This window comes from Citrobacter sp. RHBSTW-00029 (assembly GCF_014104295.1).
In the GTDB taxonomy this organism is placed as follows: domain Bacteria; phylum Pseudomonadota; class Gammaproteobacteria; order Enterobacterales; family Enterobacteriaceae; genus Citrobacter; species Citrobacter youngae.
Window position 1 is genome coordinate 2,196,198 of sequence record NZ_JABXRT010000001.1, and the last position, 18,356, is coordinate 2,214,553.

General features: G+C 52.5%; 18 protein-coding genes. 12 read left to right on the forward strand and 6 right to left on the reverse strand.

Annotated features, from left to right (window positions below; all coding sequences use genetic code 11):
- Nucleotides 1–71 precede the first annotated feature (71 nt).
- The 8 genes from rluE (at nucleotide 72) to roxA (ending at nucleotide 7,893) form a co-directional block, all read left to right on the forward strand.
- Nucleotides 72–695, forward strand: a complete 624-nt coding sequence (gene rluE / locus HV041_RS10915; protein ID WP_121584520.1) for a 23S rRNA pseudouridine(2457) synthase RluE — start codon at nucleotides 72–74, stop codon at nucleotides 693–695.
- Nucleotides 696–708: 13 nt separating this feature from the next.
- Nucleotides 709–1,170 (forward strand): NUDIX hydrolase, encoded by a 462-nt coding sequence (locus HV041_RS10920; protein ID WP_048211947.1) that lies wholly within the window; start codon nucleotides 709–711, stop codon nucleotides 1,168–1,170.
- A 53-nt stretch (nucleotides 1,171–1,223) separates the two neighbouring features.
- Nucleotides 1,224–2,330: a tRNA 2-thiouridine(34) synthase MnmA gene (gene mnmA, locus HV041_RS10925; RefSeq protein WP_048212599.1), complete on the forward strand. Its 1,107-nt coding sequence runs from the start codon at nucleotides 1,224–1,226 to the stop codon at nucleotides 2,328–2,330.
- 34 nt (nucleotides 2,331–2,364) lie between these two features.
- Entirely contained in the window at nucleotides 2,365–3,006 is a 642-nt protein-coding gene (hflD, locus tag HV041_RS10930) for a high frequency lysogenization protein HflD (protein ID WP_016153409.1), read from the forward strand.
- A gap of 3 nt (nucleotides 3,007–3,009) precedes the next feature.
- A complete protein-coding gene (gene purB / locus HV041_RS10935) occupies nucleotides 3,010–4,380 on the forward strand; it encodes an adenylosuccinate lyase (RefSeq protein WP_003846707.1) in 1,371 nt (456 codons plus the stop codon).
- Between the two features lie 164 nt (nucleotides 4,381–4,544).
- Nucleotides 4,545–5,216: a two-component system response regulator PhoP gene (phoP, locus tag HV041_RS10940; protein ID WP_003030783.1), complete on the forward strand. Its 672-nt coding sequence runs from the start codon at nucleotides 4,545–4,547 to the stop codon at nucleotides 5,214–5,216.
- Nucleotides 5,216–6,679 (forward strand): two-component system sensor histidine kinase PhoQ, encoded by a 1,464-nt coding sequence (gene phoQ / locus HV041_RS10945; protein WP_165712789.1) that lies wholly within the window; start codon nucleotides 5,216–5,218, stop codon nucleotides 6,677–6,679. The genes phoP and phoQ overlap by 1 nt, the downstream gene beginning before the upstream one ends.
- A gap of 92 nt (nucleotides 6,680–6,771) precedes the next feature.
- Nucleotides 6,772–7,893, forward strand: a complete 1,122-nt coding sequence (gene roxA, locus HV041_RS10950) for a [50S ribosomal protein L16]-arginine 3-hydroxylase (RefSeq protein WP_121584518.1) — start codon at nucleotides 6,772–6,774, stop codon at nucleotides 7,891–7,893.
- Nucleotides 7,894–7,999: 106 nt separating this feature from the next.
- On the opposite strand, the gene pepT is transcribed toward roxA, so the two are convergent.
- Nucleotides 8,000–9,223 (reverse strand): peptidase T, encoded by a 1,224-nt coding sequence (pepT, locus tag HV041_RS10955; protein WP_121584517.1) that lies wholly within the window; start codon nucleotides 9,221–9,223, stop codon nucleotides 8,000–8,002.
- A gap of 250 nt (nucleotides 9,224–9,473) precedes the next feature.
- Here pepT and potA point away from each other — a divergent pair, with 250 nt between their 5' ends.
- From potA to potD, 4 genes are read left to right on the forward strand one after another with little or no spacing between them, the layout of a single operon-like run.
- Nucleotides 9,474–10,610, forward strand: a complete 1,137-nt coding sequence (potA, locus tag HV041_RS10960; protein ID WP_048211951.1) for a spermidine/putrescine ABC transporter ATP-binding protein PotA — start codon at nucleotides 9,474–9,476, stop codon at nucleotides 10,608–10,610.
- A complete protein-coding gene (potB, locus tag HV041_RS10965; protein WP_003030793.1) occupies nucleotides 10,594–11,451 on the forward strand; it encodes a spermidine/putrescine ABC transporter permease PotB in 858 nt (285 codons plus the stop codon). The genes potA and potB overlap by 17 nt, the downstream gene beginning before the upstream one ends.
- A complete protein-coding gene (potC, locus tag HV041_RS10970; RefSeq protein WP_003030794.1) occupies nucleotides 11,448–12,227 on the forward strand; it encodes a spermidine/putrescine ABC transporter permease PotC in 780 nt (259 codons plus the stop codon). Before potB ends, potC begins: the two co-directional genes overlap by 4 nt.
- Before the next feature lie 27 nt (nucleotides 12,228–12,254).
- Entirely contained in the window at nucleotides 12,255–13,301 is a 1,047-nt protein-coding gene (potD, locus tag HV041_RS10975; protein ID WP_029139492.1) for a spermidine/putrescine ABC transporter substrate-binding protein PotD, read from the forward strand.
- 99 nt (nucleotides 13,302–13,400) lie between these two features.
- On the opposite strand, the gene cobB is transcribed toward potD, so the two are convergent.
- From cobB to lolC, 5 genes are read right to left on the reverse strand one after another with little or no spacing between them, the layout of a single operon-like run.
- Nucleotides 13,401–14,222, reverse strand: coding sequence for a Sir2 family NAD+-dependent deacetylase (gene cobB, locus HV041_RS10980; RefSeq protein WP_040231971.1), 822 nt, complete (start codon nucleotides 14,220–14,222; stop codon nucleotides 13,401–13,403).
- A gap of 15 nt (nucleotides 14,223–14,237) precedes the next feature.
- Nucleotides 14,238–15,149, reverse strand: a complete 912-nt coding sequence (gene nagK, locus HV041_RS10985) for an N-acetylglucosamine kinase (RefSeq protein ID WP_048211952.1) — start codon at nucleotides 15,147–15,149, stop codon at nucleotides 14,238–14,240.
- A gap of 43 nt (nucleotides 15,150–15,192) precedes the next feature.
- Nucleotides 15,193–16,437: a lipoprotein-releasing ABC transporter permease subunit LolE gene (gene lolE / locus HV041_RS10990; RefSeq protein WP_121584516.1), complete on the reverse strand. Its 1,245-nt coding sequence runs from the start codon at nucleotides 16,435–16,437 to the stop codon at nucleotides 15,193–15,195.
- The gene (gene lolD, locus HV041_RS10995; protein ID WP_003832278.1) at nucleotides 16,437–17,138 is read right to left on the reverse strand and encodes a lipoprotein-releasing ABC transporter ATP-binding protein LolD; all 702 of its coding nucleotides are present in this window, start codon (nucleotides 17,136–17,138) and stop codon (nucleotides 16,437–16,439) included. The genes lolE and lolD overlap by 1 nt, the downstream gene beginning before the upstream one ends.
- Nucleotides 17,131–18,330, reverse strand: coding sequence for a lipoprotein-releasing ABC transporter permease subunit LolC (gene lolC / locus HV041_RS11000; RefSeq protein WP_003030806.1), 1,200 nt, complete (start codon nucleotides 18,328–18,330; stop codon nucleotides 17,131–17,133). Before lolC ends, lolD begins: the two co-directional genes overlap by 8 nt.
- Between the last annotated feature and the right edge of the window lie 26 nt (nucleotides 18,331–18,356).

Below are 18,356 nucleotides of genomic sequence, written 5' to 3' on the forward strand. Positions count from 1 at the left end.
TAATGTTTGCCGCCATGAAAGACACTCGTTCTTAGGCTATAATGCGGCAATTGATATAATCTGAAAATACCATGCAAAAAACTTCTTTTAGAAATCACCGGGTTGAGCGATTCAGCTCACGACAAGTCACCAGGCAGCGTAAAGAAAACCAGCCAAAACGCGTGGTTTTGTTCAATAAACCCTACGATGTTTTGCCGCAATTTACGGACGAGGCAGGCAGAAGCACGTTAAAAGATTTTATTCCCGTGCCGGGAATCTATGCTGCGGGCCGACTCGACCGGGACAGTGAAGGGCTTTTGGTGCTGACCAATGACGGTGCACTGCAGGCCCGTTTAACACAACCCGGAAAGCGCACCGGGAAAATTTATTACGTGCAGGTTGAAGGCGAGCCAACTGCAGAAGCGCTGGATGCGCTGCGTACCGGGGTAACGCTCAATGACGGCCCCACGCTGCCAGCAGGTATTGAAGTGGTAGAAGAGCCTGCATGGCTGTGGCCGAGAAACCCGCCCATTCGGGAGCGGAAAAATATCCCCACCACCTGGCTGAAAGTGATCTTATATGAAGGCCGCAACCGCCAGGTTCGCCGCATGACAGCCCACGTTGGATTCCCGACGCTGCGTCTCATTCGCTACGCCATGGGGGATTACACACTGGATAATCTCGCCAATGGTCAATGGCGGGATGTAACTAACTGAATAAGGAACAGGTATGTTCAAACCGCACGTCACGGTCGCCTGCATTGTGCATGCAGAAGATAAGTTTTTGGTCGTTGAGGAAACAATCAATGGCAAAGCCTTGTGGAATCAACCAGCAGGACATCTGGAAGCGGATGAGACGTTAGTGCAGGCCGCCGCGCGCGAGCTCTGGGAAGAGACAGGTATCCACGCACAGCCACAGCATTTCATTCGAATGCATCAATGGATTGCGCCGGATAAAACGCCCTTTTTACGTTTTCTGTTTTCTATCGAGCTTGCCAATATGTGCGCTACCGAACCTCATGACAGCGATATAGATTGCTGTCACTGGGTCAGCGCAGAAGAGGTTCTCTGCGCGCCAAACCTGCGCTCACCGCTGGTTGCGGAGAGCATTCGCTGCTACCAGAGCGGACAACGCTACCCGCTGGCGATGATCGGTGAATTTAACTGGCCGTTTACAGAGGGTGTCAAGTAAGGGGCTGCGTGCTAGAATATGCCGCCTTGAAGTTCAATGTCGTGAGTATTCCTATGTCTGAAAGCCCAAAAAAAGTGATCGTCGGCATGTCCGGCGGTGTCGATTCCTCCGTTTCTGCCTGGCTGTTGCAACAACAGGGTTATCAGGTAGAAGGCCTGTTCATGAAGAACTGGGAAGAGGACGATGGCGAGGAATATTGCACAGCAGCCGCCGACCTTGCGGATGCTCAGGCTGTCTGTGACAAACTCGGCATTGAGCTGCATACCGTCAACTTTGCCGCAGAATATTGGGACAACGTCTTTGAACTGTTCCTTGAAGAGTACAAAGCGGGCCGTACGCCGAACCCGGATATTCTGTGCAACAAAGAAATTAAATTTAAAGCCTTCCTCGAATTTGCCGCTGAAGATTTAGGTGCCGATTACATCGCCACCGGTCACTACGTGCGTCGCGCGGATGTCGACGGTAAAAGTCGACTGCTGCGTGGGCTTGATGGCAATAAAGACCAAAGCTATTTCCTCTATACCCTCGGCCATGAGCAAATTGCGCAAAGCCTGTTCCCGGTTGGCGAACTGGAAAAACCGCAGGTACGTAAAATTGCCGAAGATCTGGGTCTGGTTACTGCGAAGAAAAAAGACTCCACCGGCATCTGCTTCATCGGTGAACGTAAGTTCCGTGAGTTCCTCGGTCGTTACCTGCCGGCACAACCCGGCAAGATCATTACCGTTGACGGTGAAGAAATTGGCCAGCATCAGGGGCTGATGTATCACACCCTGGGTCAGCGTAAAGGTCTGGGTATTGGCGGAACAAAAGAAGGTACCGAAGATCCATGGTATGTCGTGGATAAAGACGTTGAGAACAACATTCTGGTTGTCGCTCAGGGTCATGAACACCCGCGCCTCATGTCCGTTGGCCTGATTGCACAGCAATTACATTGGGTCGACCGTCAACCGTTCACCGGCACCATGCGCTGCACGGTGAAAACCCGCTATCGTCAGACCGACATTCCGTGCACCGTTAAGGCACTGGATGCCGAGCGTATTGAAGTCATTTTCGATGAACCCGTCGCGGCGGTAACGCCGGGTCAGTCGGCGGTCTTTTACAATGGCGAAGTGTGCCTCGGCGGCGGCATTATCGAACAACGATTGCCTCTGCCGGTATAATTATTTACACATTTGATACAAGGAAGCAGTGAACGTGGCAAAGAATTATTATGACATCACCCTCGCCCTGGCAGGCATTTGTCAGTCGGCACGCCTGGTGCAAGAACTGGCGCACCAGGGGCATTGTGATGCCGATGCATTACACGTTTCACTGAACAGCGTCATTGACATGAATCCCAGCTCTACGCTGGGCGTGTTTGGCGGCAGCGAGGCCAACCTGCGTCTCGGTCTGGAAACGATGCTCGGCGTGCTCAACGCCAGCAGCCGTCAGGGGCTGAACGCGGAACTTACCCGCTATACATTAAGCCTGATGGTACTGGAGCGTAAGCTTTCAGCCGCCAAAGGCGCCATGGACACGCTGGGAGACCGTATCAACGGCTTGCAGCGCCAACTGGACCATTTTGATTTGCAGTCAGAAACACTGATGAGTGCGATGGCCGGCATTTATGTTGACGTCATCAGCCCACTCGGCCCGCGTATTCAGGTCACTGGCTCCCCGGCTATCCTGCAGAGCCCACAGGTTCAGGCCAAAGTACGCGCTTCATTGCTGGCTGGCATTCGCGCTGCCGTGCTCTGGCATCAGGTAGGTGGCGGCCGTCTGCAACTCATGTTTTCTCGTAATCGCCTGACGACTCAGGCAAAACAAATTCTTGCTCATTTAACCCCGGAGTTGTGATCTATGGAATTATCCTCACTGACCGCCGTTTCCCCTGTCGATGGACGCTACGGCGATAAAGTCAGCGCGCTGCGCGGGATTTTCAGCGAATACGGTTTGCTGAAATTCCGTGTACAGGTTGAAGTACGCTGGCTGCAAAAACTGGCCGCGCACGCAGCGATCAAGGAAGTTCCTGCTTTTGCTGCCGACGCAATCGGTTACCTTGATGCGATCGTCGCTAACTTCAATGAAGAAGATGCTGCGCGTATCAAAACCATCGAGCGTACGACCAACCATGACGTGAAGGCAGTTGAGTATTTCCTGAAAGAAAAAGTGGCGGATATCCCGGAACTGCACGCTGTTTCCGAGTTTATCCACTTCGCATGCACCTCAGAAGACATCAACAACCTGTCTCACGCGCTGATGCTGAAAACGGCGCGCGACGAAGTAGTCCTGCCGTACTGGCGCCAACTGATTGATGGCATCACCGCGCTTTCTGTTGAATATCGCGATATTCCCCTGCTATCCCGTACTCACGGTCAACCTGCCACCCCGTCAACGATGGGCAAAGAGATGGCAAACGTGGCGTACCGCATGGAACGTCAGTATCGCCAGCTCAACCAGGTTGAAATCCTCGGTAAAATCAACGGTGCTGTGGGTAACTATAACGCCCACATCGCCGCTTACCCGGAAGTTGACTGGCATCAGTTTAGCGAAGAGTTCGTCACCTCGCTGGGCATCCAGTGGAACCCCTACACCACGCAGATTGAGCCGCACGACTACATTGCTGAGCTGTTTGATTGCATCGCCCGTTTTAACACCATTCTGATCGATTTCGATCGCGACGTCTGGGGTTACATTGCGTTGGGTCACTTCAAGCAGAAAACTGTTGCCGGTGAAATTGGTTCTTCCACCATGCCGCACAAAGTAAACCCTATCGATTTCGAAAACTCTGAGGGTAACCTGGGCTTGTCTAACGCGGTTCTGCAACACCTGGCGAGCAAACTGCCGGTTTCCCGCTGGCAGCGCGACCTGACCGATTCAACCGTTCTGCGTAACCTGGGCGTGGGCATTGGCTATGCGCTGATCGCCTATCAGTCCACGCTGAAGGGTGTGAGCAAACTGGAAGTGAACCGCGATCATCTGCTGGATGAACTGGATCATAACTGGGAAGTTCTGGCAGAGCCGATCCAGACCGTGATGCGTCGCTATGGCATTGAAAAACCGTACGAGAAGCTGAAAGAACTGACCCGCGGCAAGCGCGTTGACGCCGAAGGTATGAAGCAGTTTATCGATGGTCTGGCACTGCCGGAAGAAGAGAAAACTCGCCTGAAAGCCATGACGCCGGCCAATTACATTGGTCGCGCCATCACCATGGTTGATGAACTGAAGTAATCAGCAACTCCCCAGCTGCTGAACAGAAGCCGGATAAGCGTAAGCGATTCCGGCTTTTTATCACACGCAACATTATCCCTTCCCCCGGTTTATTAAATGTTTATCCCCACAGCCACATAATCAGCGTTAAACTATTCAAACCATTATTTTAGGGAGAAACGTTGATGCGCGTACTGGTTGTCGAGGATAATGCTTTATTACGCCACCACCTCAAGGTTCAGTTACAGGATTTAGGGCATCAGGTGGATGATGCAGAAGATGCGAAGGAAGCGGACTATTATCTGAATGAGCATCTGCCGGATATCGCGATCGTTGATTTAGGGCTCCCCGATGAAGATGGTTTGTCGCTGATCCGCCGCTGGCGCAGTAATGAGGTTTCGCTGCCGATTCTGGTATTAACCGCGCGCGAAGGCTGGCAGGACAAAGTGGAAGTCCTCAGCGCTGGCGCTGACGATTATGTCACCAAACCGTTTCACATCGAAGAAGTGGCTGCACGCATGCAGGCACTGATGCGTCGAAACAGCGGTCTGGCATCGCAAATTATCTCCCTTCCGCCTTTTCAGGTGGACCTCTCCCGACGCGAGTTATCCGTCAATGATGAAGTTATCAAACTCACGGCGTTTGAATACACCATTATGGAAACACTCATCCGTAATAATGGCAAAGTGGTCAGTAAAGATTCGCTCATGCTGCAGCTTTATCCGGATGCCGAGCTGCGTGAAAGTCACACCATTGATGTTCTAATGGGACGTCTGCGTAAGAAAATACAGGCGCAATATCCGCATGAGGTGATCACTACCGTACGTGGACAAGGCTATCTTTTCGAACTGCGCTAATGAAAAAATTATTGCGTCATTTTTTCCCGTTATCGCTGCGGCTGCGCTTTTTACTGGCCACCGCGGGCGTGGTGTTGGTGCTGTCGCTGGCCTACGGCATGGTTGCCCTGGTGGGCTACAGCGTCAGCTTTGATAAGACAACGTTCCGCCTGCTGCGGGGTGAAAGTAATCTATTCTATACCCTGGCAAAGTGGGAAAACGGCAAGATAAACGTCGAGTTGCCTGAAAATCTCGATATGCAAAGCCCAACAATGTCGCTGATCTATAACGAAAGCGGTGAATTGTTGTGGGCGCAGCGCAATGTTCCCTGGCTGACGAAAAGTATCCAACCGGACTGGCTAAAAACCAACGGTTTTCATGAAATTGAAGCCAATGTAGACGCCACCAGCACCTTGCTGGGAGAAGATCACTCCGCTCAGCAGCAGTTAAAAGAAGTCAGAGAAGATGACGATAATGCAGAAATGACCCACTCCGTGGCAGTGAACATCTACCCTGCCACCGCCAGAATGCCACAACTGACCATTGTGGTTGTTGATACCATTCCTATTGAGCTCAAACGCTCATATATGGTCTGGAGCTGGTTTATTTATGTGCTGGTTGCCAATTTACTGTTGGTTATCCCGTTGCTGTGGGTTGCAGCCTGGTGGAGCCTGCGACCTATCGAATCACTGGCACGCGAAGTCCGTGAGCTTGAAGAGCATCATCGCGAGATGCTTAATCCTGCCACCACGCGTGAACTCACCAGTCTGGTGCGTAACCTCAACCGCTTATTAAAGAGCGAACGTGAGCGCTACGATAAATACCGTACCACGTTAACTGACCTCACCCACAGCCTGAAAACACCGTTGGCCGTATTGCAAAGCACGCTACGCTCGATGCGTAATGAGAAAATGAGCGTGAGCGATGCTGAACCCGTCATGCTGGAGCAAATTAGCCGTATTTCACAGCAAATTGGCTATTATCTGCATCGTGCCAGCATGCGCGGCAGTAGCGCCCTTCTCAGCCGGGAATTGCATCCGGTTGCACCGTTGCTGGATAAACTGACCTCTGCATTAAACAAGGTGTACCAGCGTAAAGGGGTTAACATTAATCTCGACATTTCGCCTGAGACAAGCTTTGTGGGTGAACAGAACGATTTCGTCGAAGTGCTGGGCAACGTCCTGGATAACGCCTGTAAATATTGCCTGGAATTTGTCGAGATCTCAGCGCAATTAACGGAAGATCATCTGCACATTGTGGTAGAAGATGACGGCCCCGGTATTCCACACAGTAAACGTGAAGTGGTGTTCGACCGTGGTCAGCGCGTGGATACCTTACGCCCCGGGCAAGGCGTGGGTTTGGCTGTCGCACGTGAGATCACCGAGCAATATGACGGGCAGATTATCGCTGGCGACAGTCTGCTGGGCGGAGCGCGCATGGAAGTTATTTTCGGCCGCCAACATCCGGGACAAAAAGACGAGTAATCTTTACATGTAATAAATATGTACTGACTTCACGCTTGAGGTTAAGTATCCGTTATAATCGGTTGCAGATACCAGCCTGCGGGATGCTCATTATGGAATACCAACTCACACTTAACTGGCCCGATTTTCTTGAACGCCACTGGCAGAAACGCCCGGTGGTCTTAAAACGCGGGTTTAACAATTTTATTGATCCTCTCTCTCCTGACGAACTGGCTGGACTGGCAATGGAAAACGAAGTCGACAGCCGACTCGTCAGCCACCAGGACGGAAAATGGCAGGTTAGCCACGGTCCCTTCGAAAGCTACGACCATCTTGGCGAGAACAACTGGTCTTTGCTGGTGCAGGCGGTCAACCACTGGCACGAGCCAACTGCCGCGCTGATGCGCCCGTTCCGTGAATTACCGGACTGGCGCATCGACGACCTGATGATTTCTTTCTCTGTCCCCGGCGGCGGCGTTGGCCCGCACCTGGATCAGTACGATGTATTTATCATTCAGGGAACCGGTCGTCGTCGCTGGCGCGTAGGTGAAAAACTGCAGTTGAAACAACACTGCCCTCACCCGGATCTCCTTCAGGTCGACCCGTTCGAAGCTATTATCGATGAAGAGCTGGAACCCGGCGATATCCTGTACATTCCACCGGGATTCCCGCACGAAGGTTATGCGCTGGAAAACGCGATGAACTATTCGGTCGGTTTCCGCGCACCGAATACCCGGGAGCTGATCAGCGGATTTGCTGATTACGTTCTGCAACGCGAACTGGGTAGCACGTACTACAGCGATCCAGATCTACCGCCGCGCGACCATCCAGCAGACGTGCTGCCACAGGAAATGGACAAGCTGCGCGAAATGATGCTGGGGCTCATTAACCAGCCGGAGCATTTTAAACAGTGGTTTGGCGAGTTTATCTCTCAGTCGCGTCATGAACTGGACGTTGCGCCGCCTGAGCCGCCTTATCAGCCTGACGAAATCTATGATGCCCTGAAGCAAGGCGATGTCCTGGTTCGTCTGGGTGGATTGCGTGTACTGCGCATTGGCGATGACGTTTATGTAAATGGTGAGAAAATTGACTCCCCTCACCGTCCGGCGCTGGATGCGCTCGCCAGCCATATTGTTCTGACAGCGGAAAACTTTGAGGATGCACTGGAAGATCCGTCTTTCCTTGCCATGCTTGCCGCACTGGTGAATAGCGGATACTGGTTCTTCGAAGGATAACCTATTGAAAGTGCGCCGGAAGGCGCTTCGCTTATCCGGCCTACAAATAGCGTATCCCGTAGGCCGGATAAGCGAAGCGCCATCCGGCATCTACCGGCAAAAGCGGCTACTGTTTCGCCGTCAATTCCGCAATTCGCACAATCACCTGCACGGCTTTTTCCATGCCTTCCAGTGTCACAAACTCATGCTTACCATGATAGTTATAGCCACCGGTGAACAGATTCGGGCAAGGTAATCCCATGAACGACAGTTGCGCGCCGTCGGTACCACCACGAATGGGTTTAAGATCCGGCTCAATGTCACAATCGCGCATTGCCTGCTTGGCGATATCCAGCACATGCGGATGCTCGATCACTTTTTCACGCATATTGTAGTAGCTGTCTTCAATCACCAGCTCGATATAGCAGTCCGGATGTAACCCTTTACCGACCTTTTTGGCAATATCCATGATTTTGCGTTTACGCGCTTCAAACTGCTTACGGTCAAAATCGCGGATAATGTAGTGCATATCAGCCCGATCAACCGTCCCTTTCATGCTTGCCAGATGGTAAAAACCTTCATAGCCTTCCGTCGCTTCCGGGCTTTCATCGGCGGGAACTTCGGCATGGATGCGAGCCGCCAGCGACAGCGCGTTCACCATCACCCCTTTTGCCGTACCCGGATGCACATTGTTACCGACGATCTTGATATTGACCGACGCGGCGTTGAAGTTTTCAAACTCCAGTTCGCCCACGCCGCCACCGTCGACGGTATAGGCCCACTGCGCATCAAATGCTGCAACGTCGAAATGCTTCGCGCCTTTACCGACCTCTTCATCTGGCGTAAAGGCCACGCGGATATCGCCATGCGGAATATCTTTTTGTATCAACACAGCCAGTGCGGTCATGATTTCGGCGATACCGGCTTTATCATCCGCACCCAGCAGCGTTTTGCCATCTGTGGTGATCAACGTCTGACCCAGAAGTTGATGCAGCACCGGGAACATCACCGGCGACAAAACCTCATCGCCAATACCGAGCGCAATATCGCCGCCGCGATAGTTTTCGACAATTTGCGGATTAACGTTTTTACCGCTGAAATCCGGTGAGGTATCCACATGGGAAATAAAACCGATCGCGGGAATATTGCCTGCAACGTTAGCGGGCAACGTTGCCATCAACGTCCCCTTGTCGCTCAAGGTAATATTGACCAGCCCCATCTCTTCGAGTTGCTGCTTAAGCAACTGCAATAACTTCCACTGTCCTTCAGTGCTGGGTACCTGCCGCACGCCCGATTTTGATTGGGTGTCCAGCGACACGTAGTGTAAAAAACGCTCAAGTAGTTTATCCATGCAGTCACCCTCACTTTTTGTGACAACATTATCAATAAGCAACAAAAGACAAATATTGCGTCAGGTCACTTTTATCCCCGCAAGTGAGAATATTTCTCCCTGACATCCCCTCTGACTATAGGGTTAAGTCAGTAATTCGCAACAAGGATTGGCGATTACAATGGTTTGCCGTAGAATAACCGCCCTCATTAAGAGTCATCAAGGTGGTTAACCACAAACCCCGCATCGGTCAGCCATCCGTTGCGTTTACATGGGACAGAGTAAAAAATTGAATAAACAACCGCGTTCGCTTTCTCCACTGGTGCAATTAGCGGGAATTCGCAAAAGTTTCGATGGCAAAGAGGTGATTTCCAGCCTGGATTTGACCATCAACAATGGCGAATTTCTCACGCTGCTCGGCCCCTCTGGCTGCGGTAAAACAACCGTTCTTCGCCTGATTGCCGGTCTGGAAACGGTTGATTCCGGTCATATTATGTTGGACAACCAGGACATCACTCACGTTCCTGCGGAAAACCGCTACGTGAACACCGTCTTCCAAAGCTATGCGTTATTCCCCCACATGACCGTGTATGAGAATGTGGCCTTTGGTTTACGCATGCAGAAAACCCCCGCAGCCGATATTCCTCCTCGCGTTACTGAAGCCCTGCGCATGGTGCAACTGGAAGAGTTCGCTCAGCGAAAACCGCATCAACTCTCCGGTGGCCAACAGCAGCGCGTGGCGATTGCCCGTGCGGTGGTCAATAAACCGCGTTTACTCCTGTTAGATGAATCTCTCTCTGCGCTGGACTACAAACTGCGCAAGCAGATGCAGAACGAACTGAAAGCGTTACAGCGTAAGCTGGGTATCACTTTCGTCTTTGTCACTCACGATCAGGAAGAAGCGCTGACTATGTCAGACCGTATCGTGGTGATGCGTGACGGCAAGATTGAGCAGGACGGTACACCGCGCGAGATCTACGAAGAGCCGAAAAATTTGTTCGTTGCCGGATTTATCGGCGAGATCAATATGTTTAACGCCACGGTGATAGAACGTCTGGACGAGCAGCGCGTTCGTGCTAACGTTGAAGGCCGCGAGTGCAATATTTACGTCAACTTCGCGGTGGTTCCCGGACAGAAACTGCACGTTCTGTTACGCCCGGAAGATCTGCGCGTGGATGAAATCAACGACGATAATCATATCGAAGGCCTGATCGGCTACGTGCGCGAACGCAACTACAAAGGCATGACGCTGGAGTCGGTTGTGGAACTGGAAAATGGCAAGATGGTGATGGTCAGTGAATTCTTCAACGAAGACGATCCTGACTTTGACCACTCGCTCGACCAGAAAATGGCGATTAACTGGGTAGAAAGCTGGGAGGTCGTACTGGCTGATGAAGAACACAAGTAAATTCCAGAGTGTGGTGATCGTCACCATTGTCGGTTGGCTTGTGTTGTTTGTCTTTCTGCCCAACCTGATGATCATCGGTACCAGCTTTTTGACCCGCGACGACGCCAATTTCGTCAAAATGGTCTTTACGCTGGAAAACTATACACGCCTGCTCGATCCGCTCTATTTTGAGGTGCTGGTTCATTCCCTCAATATGGCGCTGATTGCCACGCTCGCCTGCCTGGTACTCGGCTACCCGTTTGCCTGGTTTTTGGTGAAACTGCCGGAAAAAGTGCGCCCGCTGCTGCTGTTCCTGCTGATTGTTCCGTTCTGGACCAATTCACTTATCCGCATCTACGGACTCAAAATTTTCCTCAGTACCAAAGGCTATCTCAACGAATTTCTGTTGTGGCTCGGCGTTATCGATACTCCTATTCGTATCATGTTTACACCCAGCGCGGTGATTATCGGCCTGGTGTACATCCTGCTGCCGTTTATGGTGATGCCGCTCTATTCCAGCATTGAAAAACTCGATAAACCGCTACTGGAAGCCGCGCGTGATTTGGGTGCCAGTAAACTTCAGACCTTCACCCGCATCATTATTCCGTTGACGATGCCGGGAATTATCGCTGGATGCCTGTTGGTTATGCTGCCAGCCATGGGGCTGTTTTACGTATCCGACTTAATGGGCGGGGCGAAAAACCTGCTGATTGGTAATGTGATTAAAGTGCAGTTCCTGAACATCCGCGACTGGCCGTTTGGTGCCGCCACCAGCATTACGCTGACCATTGTGATGGGGCTGATGCTGCTGATCTACTGGCGCGCCTCGCGCTTGCTGAACAAGAAGGTGGAACTCGAATGATCGGTCGGCTGCTCAGAGGCGGTTTCATGACCGCTATCTACGCGTATCTGTATATTCCAATCATCATTTTGATTGTGAACTCCTTTAACAGCTCGCGCTTCGGCATTAACTGGCAGGGTTTTACCACCAAATGGTACGGGCTGCTGATGAACAACGACAGTTTGCTGCAGGCGGCACAGCACTCACTGACGATGGCCGTGCTCTCCGCGACCTTTGCCACCCTGATCGGTTCACTGACTGCGGTCGCTTTATATCGCTACCGTTTTCGTGGCAAACCATTTGTCAGCGGCATGTTGTTTGTGGTGATGATGTCGCCGGATATCGTGATGGCAATTTCGCTGCTGGTGCTGTTTATGCTGATTGGCATTCAACTGGGCTTCTGGTCGCTGCTGTTTTCACATATCACGTTCTGCCTACCTTTTGTGGTCGTAACGGTCTACTCACGTTTGAAAGGCTTTGACGTACGTATGCTTGAAGCAGCTAAAGACCTGGGTGCCAGTGAAGTGACCATTCTGCGCAAGATCATTCTGCCACTGGCCATGCCGGCGGTAGCTGCAGGTTGGTTGCTAAGTTTTACGCTGTCGATGGATGATGTCGTGGTTTCGTCCTTCGTCACCGGACCCGGCTATGAGATTTTGCCATTAAAAATCTACTCAATGGTTAAAGTCGGTGTATCACCAGAGGTGAATGCACTGGCAACCATTTTGTTGGTTCTGTCGCTGGTTATGGTGATCGCCAGCCAGCTTATTGCACGTGATAAAACCAAGGGCCGTTAAGGCCCTTAATTCAGGGGACGTTAAATGATGAAAAAATGGTCACGCCACCTGCTCGCGGCGGGTGCTCTGGCACTGGGCATGAGCGCCGCTCACGCGAATGACAACAACACGCTTTATTTCTACAACTGGACCGAATACGTTCCGCCAGGATTACTGGAACAGTTCACCAAAGAGACCGGCATTAAGGTAATCTATTCGACCTACGAGTCGAACGAAACCATGTACGCCAAGCTCAAAACCTATAAAGACGGTGCGTACGATCTGGTGGTGCCTTCCACCTATTACGTCGACAAAATGCGTAAAGAAGGCATGATCCAGAAGATCGACAAGTCGACGTTAACCAACTTCCACAACCTCGATCCGGAAATGCTCAATAAGCCGTTTGACCCGAATAACGACTACTCAATCCCGTACATCTGGGGTGCAACGGCCATTGGTATTAACAGTGATGCCATTGATCCCAAAACCGTGACCAGCTGGGCTGACCTGTGGAAACCGGAATACAAGGGCAGCCTGCTGTTAACGGATGATGCCCGCGAAGTGTTCCAGATGGCGCTGCGCAAGCTGGGATACTCCGGGAATACCACCGACCCGAAAGAGATTGAAGCTGCGTATAACGAGCTGAAGAAGCTAATGCCTAACGTTGCGGCGTTTAACTCTGACAACCCGGCCAACCCGTATATGGAAGGTGAAGTCAATCTGGGGATGGTGTGGAACGGCTCCGCATATGTTGCGCGTCAGGCAGGTACACCGCTGGAAGTCGTCTGGCCGAAAGAAGGGGGTATTTTCTGGATGGACAGCCTGTCTATTCCGGCAAATGCTAAAAACAAAGAAGGTGCGCTGAAGCTGATTAACTTCCTGCTACGCCCGGACGTGGCGAAAGAAGTGGCGGAAACTATTGGTTATCCAACGCCAAACCTGGCGGCACGCAAGCTGCTAAGTCCGGAAGTCGCGAATGATAAAACCCTGTACCCGGATGCAGAAACCATCAACAAAGGGGAATGGCAGAACGATGTTGGTTCCGCCAGCGCCATCTATGAAGAGTATTATCAGAAGCTGAAAGCAGGACGCTAATTGCCCTCCTCGTAGGCCGGATAAGACGCGCCAGCGTCGCATCCGGCGCATCATAACTGCCCGATGGCGCTGCGCTTATCGGGCCTACGCCATCCGTGATCACAATCCCTTCAATAACTTCTCCACAAACTCGGGCACCACCTGGCTTGCCGGGCCGTAATACTTCTCTTCGAACTCGCTACCCACCTGGCTTGGCTCCAGATTTAACTCCACCGTATGCGCCCCATGCAGACGCGCTTCGTGGACAAAACCCGCAGCCGGATAAACATGCCCTGACGTGCCAATGGCAATGAAAACATCTGCCATCGCCAGCGCCATATAAATTTCATCCATCCCCAGCGGCATTTCGCCAAACCAGACAACGTGCGGTCGCAGGGGCGCAGGGAACTGGCAGCAATGGCATTTGTCTTCTGGCGTGACATCCCCTGTCCAGTCTAAAATCTGCCCGCTTTGCGAACAGCGAACCTTAAGAAGCTCGCCGTGCATGTGGATAACGTTCTGACTTCCCGCACGTTCGTGCAGATTATCAATATTTTGCGTTACCAGTAGAAAGCGATCACCCAGCTCGGCTTCGAGTTTTGCCAACGCAATATGCGCCGCGTTTGGCTGAATTTCGGGCTGTTGCAACTGGTGACGACGGGCGTTATAAAACGACTGAACCAACCCAGGATTACGGCTAAATCCTTCCGGCGTTGCCACATCCTCAACCCGATGTTCTTCCCAAAGACCATCCGCAGCACGGAAGGTACGAATCCCTGATTCAGCGGAAATTCCCGCGCCAGTCAGGACTAACACCCTTGGTTTTTCCACCAGTTCAGGCACCACTCTGTCTCTGAAAAAGATCCGTTGACGCAGGCGATCGCGCAAATGGCGTTTATTTTTACGAAAACGGCTTAATCGATGACCCCGACGCGACAGCATAACAACCTCTTTGTATTAATCGGTAAGATGTAGGAAAGCGGCTCCGCGCATCCCACCCGCATCACCGTGTCGTGCCTGCTCAATACGCGGCACACGGGCAACGGGCAGCAAATGACGTGGCAGCCTGCCCGCCAGTTGCGTCGTAATAGCGGTAAAGTTCGACAAGCCACCGCCAATCACCACTAAATCTGGATCGACGATAGTCAGGATATTCCCCAGGCAAACGGCCAGCAAATCCAGATAACGCTCTACATGCGCATGTGCGTGCTCATCGCCTTGCTCCCAGAGGGTGATAATTTCACGGGCATCCAGAGGTTGATGGTAGTAATGCTGGTACAACCACGCAAATCCGCCACCGGAAAGATAACTTTCGATGCACCCCAGTTGACCACATCCGCAACGACGCAGCGGGAAATCAAATCCCATCAACGTCAACGCATCAACAGGCAAACGGATATGACCGAACTCGCCGGTAATATAGCTACGTCCAGTGATAGACTTTCCGTTAAGCACCAGGCCACCACCGACACCGGTGCCGAGGATTAAGCCCATCACTAACGGATACTGGGTGAACTCATCGTCCCAGGCTTCGGAGAGTGCAAAACAGTTGGCGTCATTATCCAGACGCACATCACGATCCAGTCGTGCGCTGAGATCGGCCCGCAGCGGTTTGCCACTGGCAGCAGGAACGTTGGCTGCATACAGCGTACCGTCCTCCGTTTCCGGCATACCAGGAATGCCGATGCCAACCGAACCTTTAATGCCAAACCGCTGGTCTGCTTCCTGCACCAAATTGCACACCGCATCAAGGAAAGCGTCATAACTGTCACGCGGCGTAGGGACGCGCGTTTCCCATTGCAAACGACGTTGATTATCGAATACGCCTAACGCAATTTTAGTCCCACCGATGTCAAATCCGTAATACATCACCGCTCCTTGATGCAGCATGAATGCTTTAGTGTATATATTGTTATTGGCCGCTAAGTACTCTCGCAGGATCAATATTGCTGGCGCGACGCGCCGGATACCAACTCGCCAAAAGACTCAGCACTAATGCTGTCACCAGCACGTAAATCACATCCAGCCAGTGTAATTCCGATGGCAGGAAGTCAATGAAATAGATATCGCCGGAGAGGAACTGATGGCCGATAAGCGCCTCAATACCATTGATGATCGGTGTGAGCTGTAGAGAAACAACAACACCAATAACCACACCTATCAGGCTACCGAACAGACCCGCCAGCAGTCCATACCAGACGAAGATGGCGCGGATCAGTCCGTCTTTCGCCCCCAGCGTTCTTAATACCGCAATATCGCCGCTTTTGTCTTTTACCGCCATCACTAACGTGGAAACGATATTAAAGCAGGCTACGCCAATCACCAGCACCATCGCCAGATACATAATGGCGCGGATCATCTGGATATCGCGATACATATAGCCGTAAGTACCGATCCAGCTCTTAATATAAACATAGTTATTGGTCACTTCGCCCGCATCTCGCACCAACTTATTGGCGTTAAAGACATCGTTGACCTTCAGGGCAATCCCGGAAACGCTGGAACCCATATCCAGGTACTGCTGCGCGTCTTCCATTGGGATCATGGCGAAGCTGTGATCGAGCTGACCGCTCAGTTGCAGAATACCGGTAACGTGCAAACGCACGCGTTTAGGCTGCTGTAACTTATGATCCGCGCTGGCGTTAGGGATCATAATCGACACCCAGTCGTCCTGCTTCACCTTCAGCGCATCGGCAATACCCTTACCAATGATGATTTGTTGTTCACCGGCTTTAAAATTATCCCAGGCGTGGTTTTGCACGAAGGATGGCAGTGCGCTTAAACGCTGTTCCTGTTTCGGGTCAACGCCCTTCACCTGCACCGCGCGCAAGTTCGCCCCGCTCTCTACCAGTCCGGTGAAATTGATATAAGGCGCAGCAGCGACAATGCCAGGCACTTTCTGAACTTTGTCGAGTGCTTCCTGCCAGTTGTTCCACGGCTGATTTACCGCTTCAATCTCACCGTGCGGAACCACGGCCAGAATACGGTTGTTCAACTCTCGCTCAAATCCGTTCATGGCGCTTAGACCGACGATCAACACCGCCACACCCAACGCAATACCGACGGTAGAAATCACGGAAATCAGCGACACCATGCCACCGCGTCGCCGACCGCGGCTAAAGCGCAGACCAATCAATAATGATAAAGGCGATGCCATTACTCAGCCCCCATCAGGCTCAGTTCAGCCGTCAGGCGACCATCGCGCATTTCAAGCTGGCGGCTCATGCGCTTCGCCAGTTGCAGATCGTGCGTCACCACCAGAAATGCCGTGCCCTGAGAGCGGTTCAGCTCACCCAGCAGTTCGAAAATGCTGTCCGCGTTTCGCGCATCAAGGTTACCCGTTGGCTCGTCTGCCAGTACCAGGCGCGGGTTATTCACCAGCGCACGGGCAATCGCCACACGTTGACGCTCGCCGCCTGAAAGTTCGGACGGACGGTGGCTGGCACGGTGATCCAGCCCAACCGCTTTCAGCATGTCACGTGCGCGCTCGGTAATTTCAGCCGGCTTCTTCTTGCCAATCAGTAGCGGCATCGCCACGTTTTCCAGCGCGGTAAAGTCTGGCAACAAATGGTGGAACTGGTAAATAAATCCGAGCTTCTGATTACGCAGTTCCGCTTTCGCCGCTGACGAGAGTTTGCTCATCGGCTGACCGCTAAAAATGACGTCGCCGGAAGTAGGTGTATCCAGCCCGCCGAGCAGATGAAGCAGTGTACTTTTGCCGGAGCCTGAGCTGCCGACAATCGCCATCATCTCACCCTCGCCGACGCAAAAACTGACATCGTGCAGAACATCAGTCTGCACCGTGCCTTCCTGATAGCGTTTGCACAGGTTGTCGCATTGCAACAGGATCTTATTCATAACGTAAAGCCTCAGCGGGTTGAGTGGCGGCAGCGCGCCAGGAAGGATAAAGCGTAGACAGCAGCGCGATGGCCATCGCCACCAGCGCAATGACGATCACCTGCAGCGGCTCAATAGCAACCGGCAACGCGGCACCGTCCAGCAGCACGCCGATAATCGGCATCAGGTTGTTCAGTTGGCTGGCAAGCAATGCGCCCAGCACCGCGCCCAGCAGCGCGCCGATAATTCCGGCACTGGCCCCCTGAACCATAAACACCATCATGATTTGCCGCGGCGTTAGCCCCTGCGTTTGTAGAATCGCCACTTCCCCTTGCTTCTCCATTACCATCAGACCCAACGAGGTAATAATATTAAAAGCCGCAACTGCCACGATCAGGCTAAGCAGCAGCCCCATCATGTTTTTCTCCATGCGCACAGCCTGGAACAGTTCCCCTTTGCGCTCGCGCCAGTCCTGCCATTTGGTGCCCTGCGGCAGCGTTTGCTGGCTCAGCGTGTCAACTTTTAACGGTTCGTTCAGCCACAGACGCCAGCCGGTAATATTGCCCACCGGATAGCGCATCAGGCGGGAAGCATCCTGAATGTTGGTCAGCATCTGGTAGCCGTCTACTTCGCTGTTGGCGGCGAAGGTGCCAATCACCGTAAACAGACGCTGGCTCGGCAAACGCCCCATCGGCGTAAACTGGCTGGCCGAAGGCACCATCACGCGAATTTGATCGCCGCGATTGACGCCCAACTGCCCGGCAAGCTGCTCACCGAGGATGACATTATACTTACCCGGCTGCAGATCTGTTTGCTTCACATTGACCAGATACGGTGTGAGAGGATCTTTTTGCGCCGGGTCGATGCCCAGCATCACGCCGACCGCCACGCTACGCGCACTTTGCAGCACCACATCCCCCGTAGTTATCGGTGCGACGCGGTTGACGCCGTTCAACACCACCGCTTTTTCCGGCAGTTGCTGCGGGTTCAGAGAACCCTGTTCAGACGAGAGAACGGCCTGAGGCATCAGGCCAAGGATATTGTTTTGCAGCTCGCGCTCGAAACCGTTCATCACCGACAACACCGTGACCAGCGCCATTACCCCGAGGGTAATGCCAATGGTGGAGAGCCAGGAAACGAAGCGACCGAAGCGATCTGCTGCACGCCCACGCATATAACGCAGGCCAATGAATAGAGCGACAGGTTGGTACATGAAATCCGTCTGGTTGCTGTTAGCAA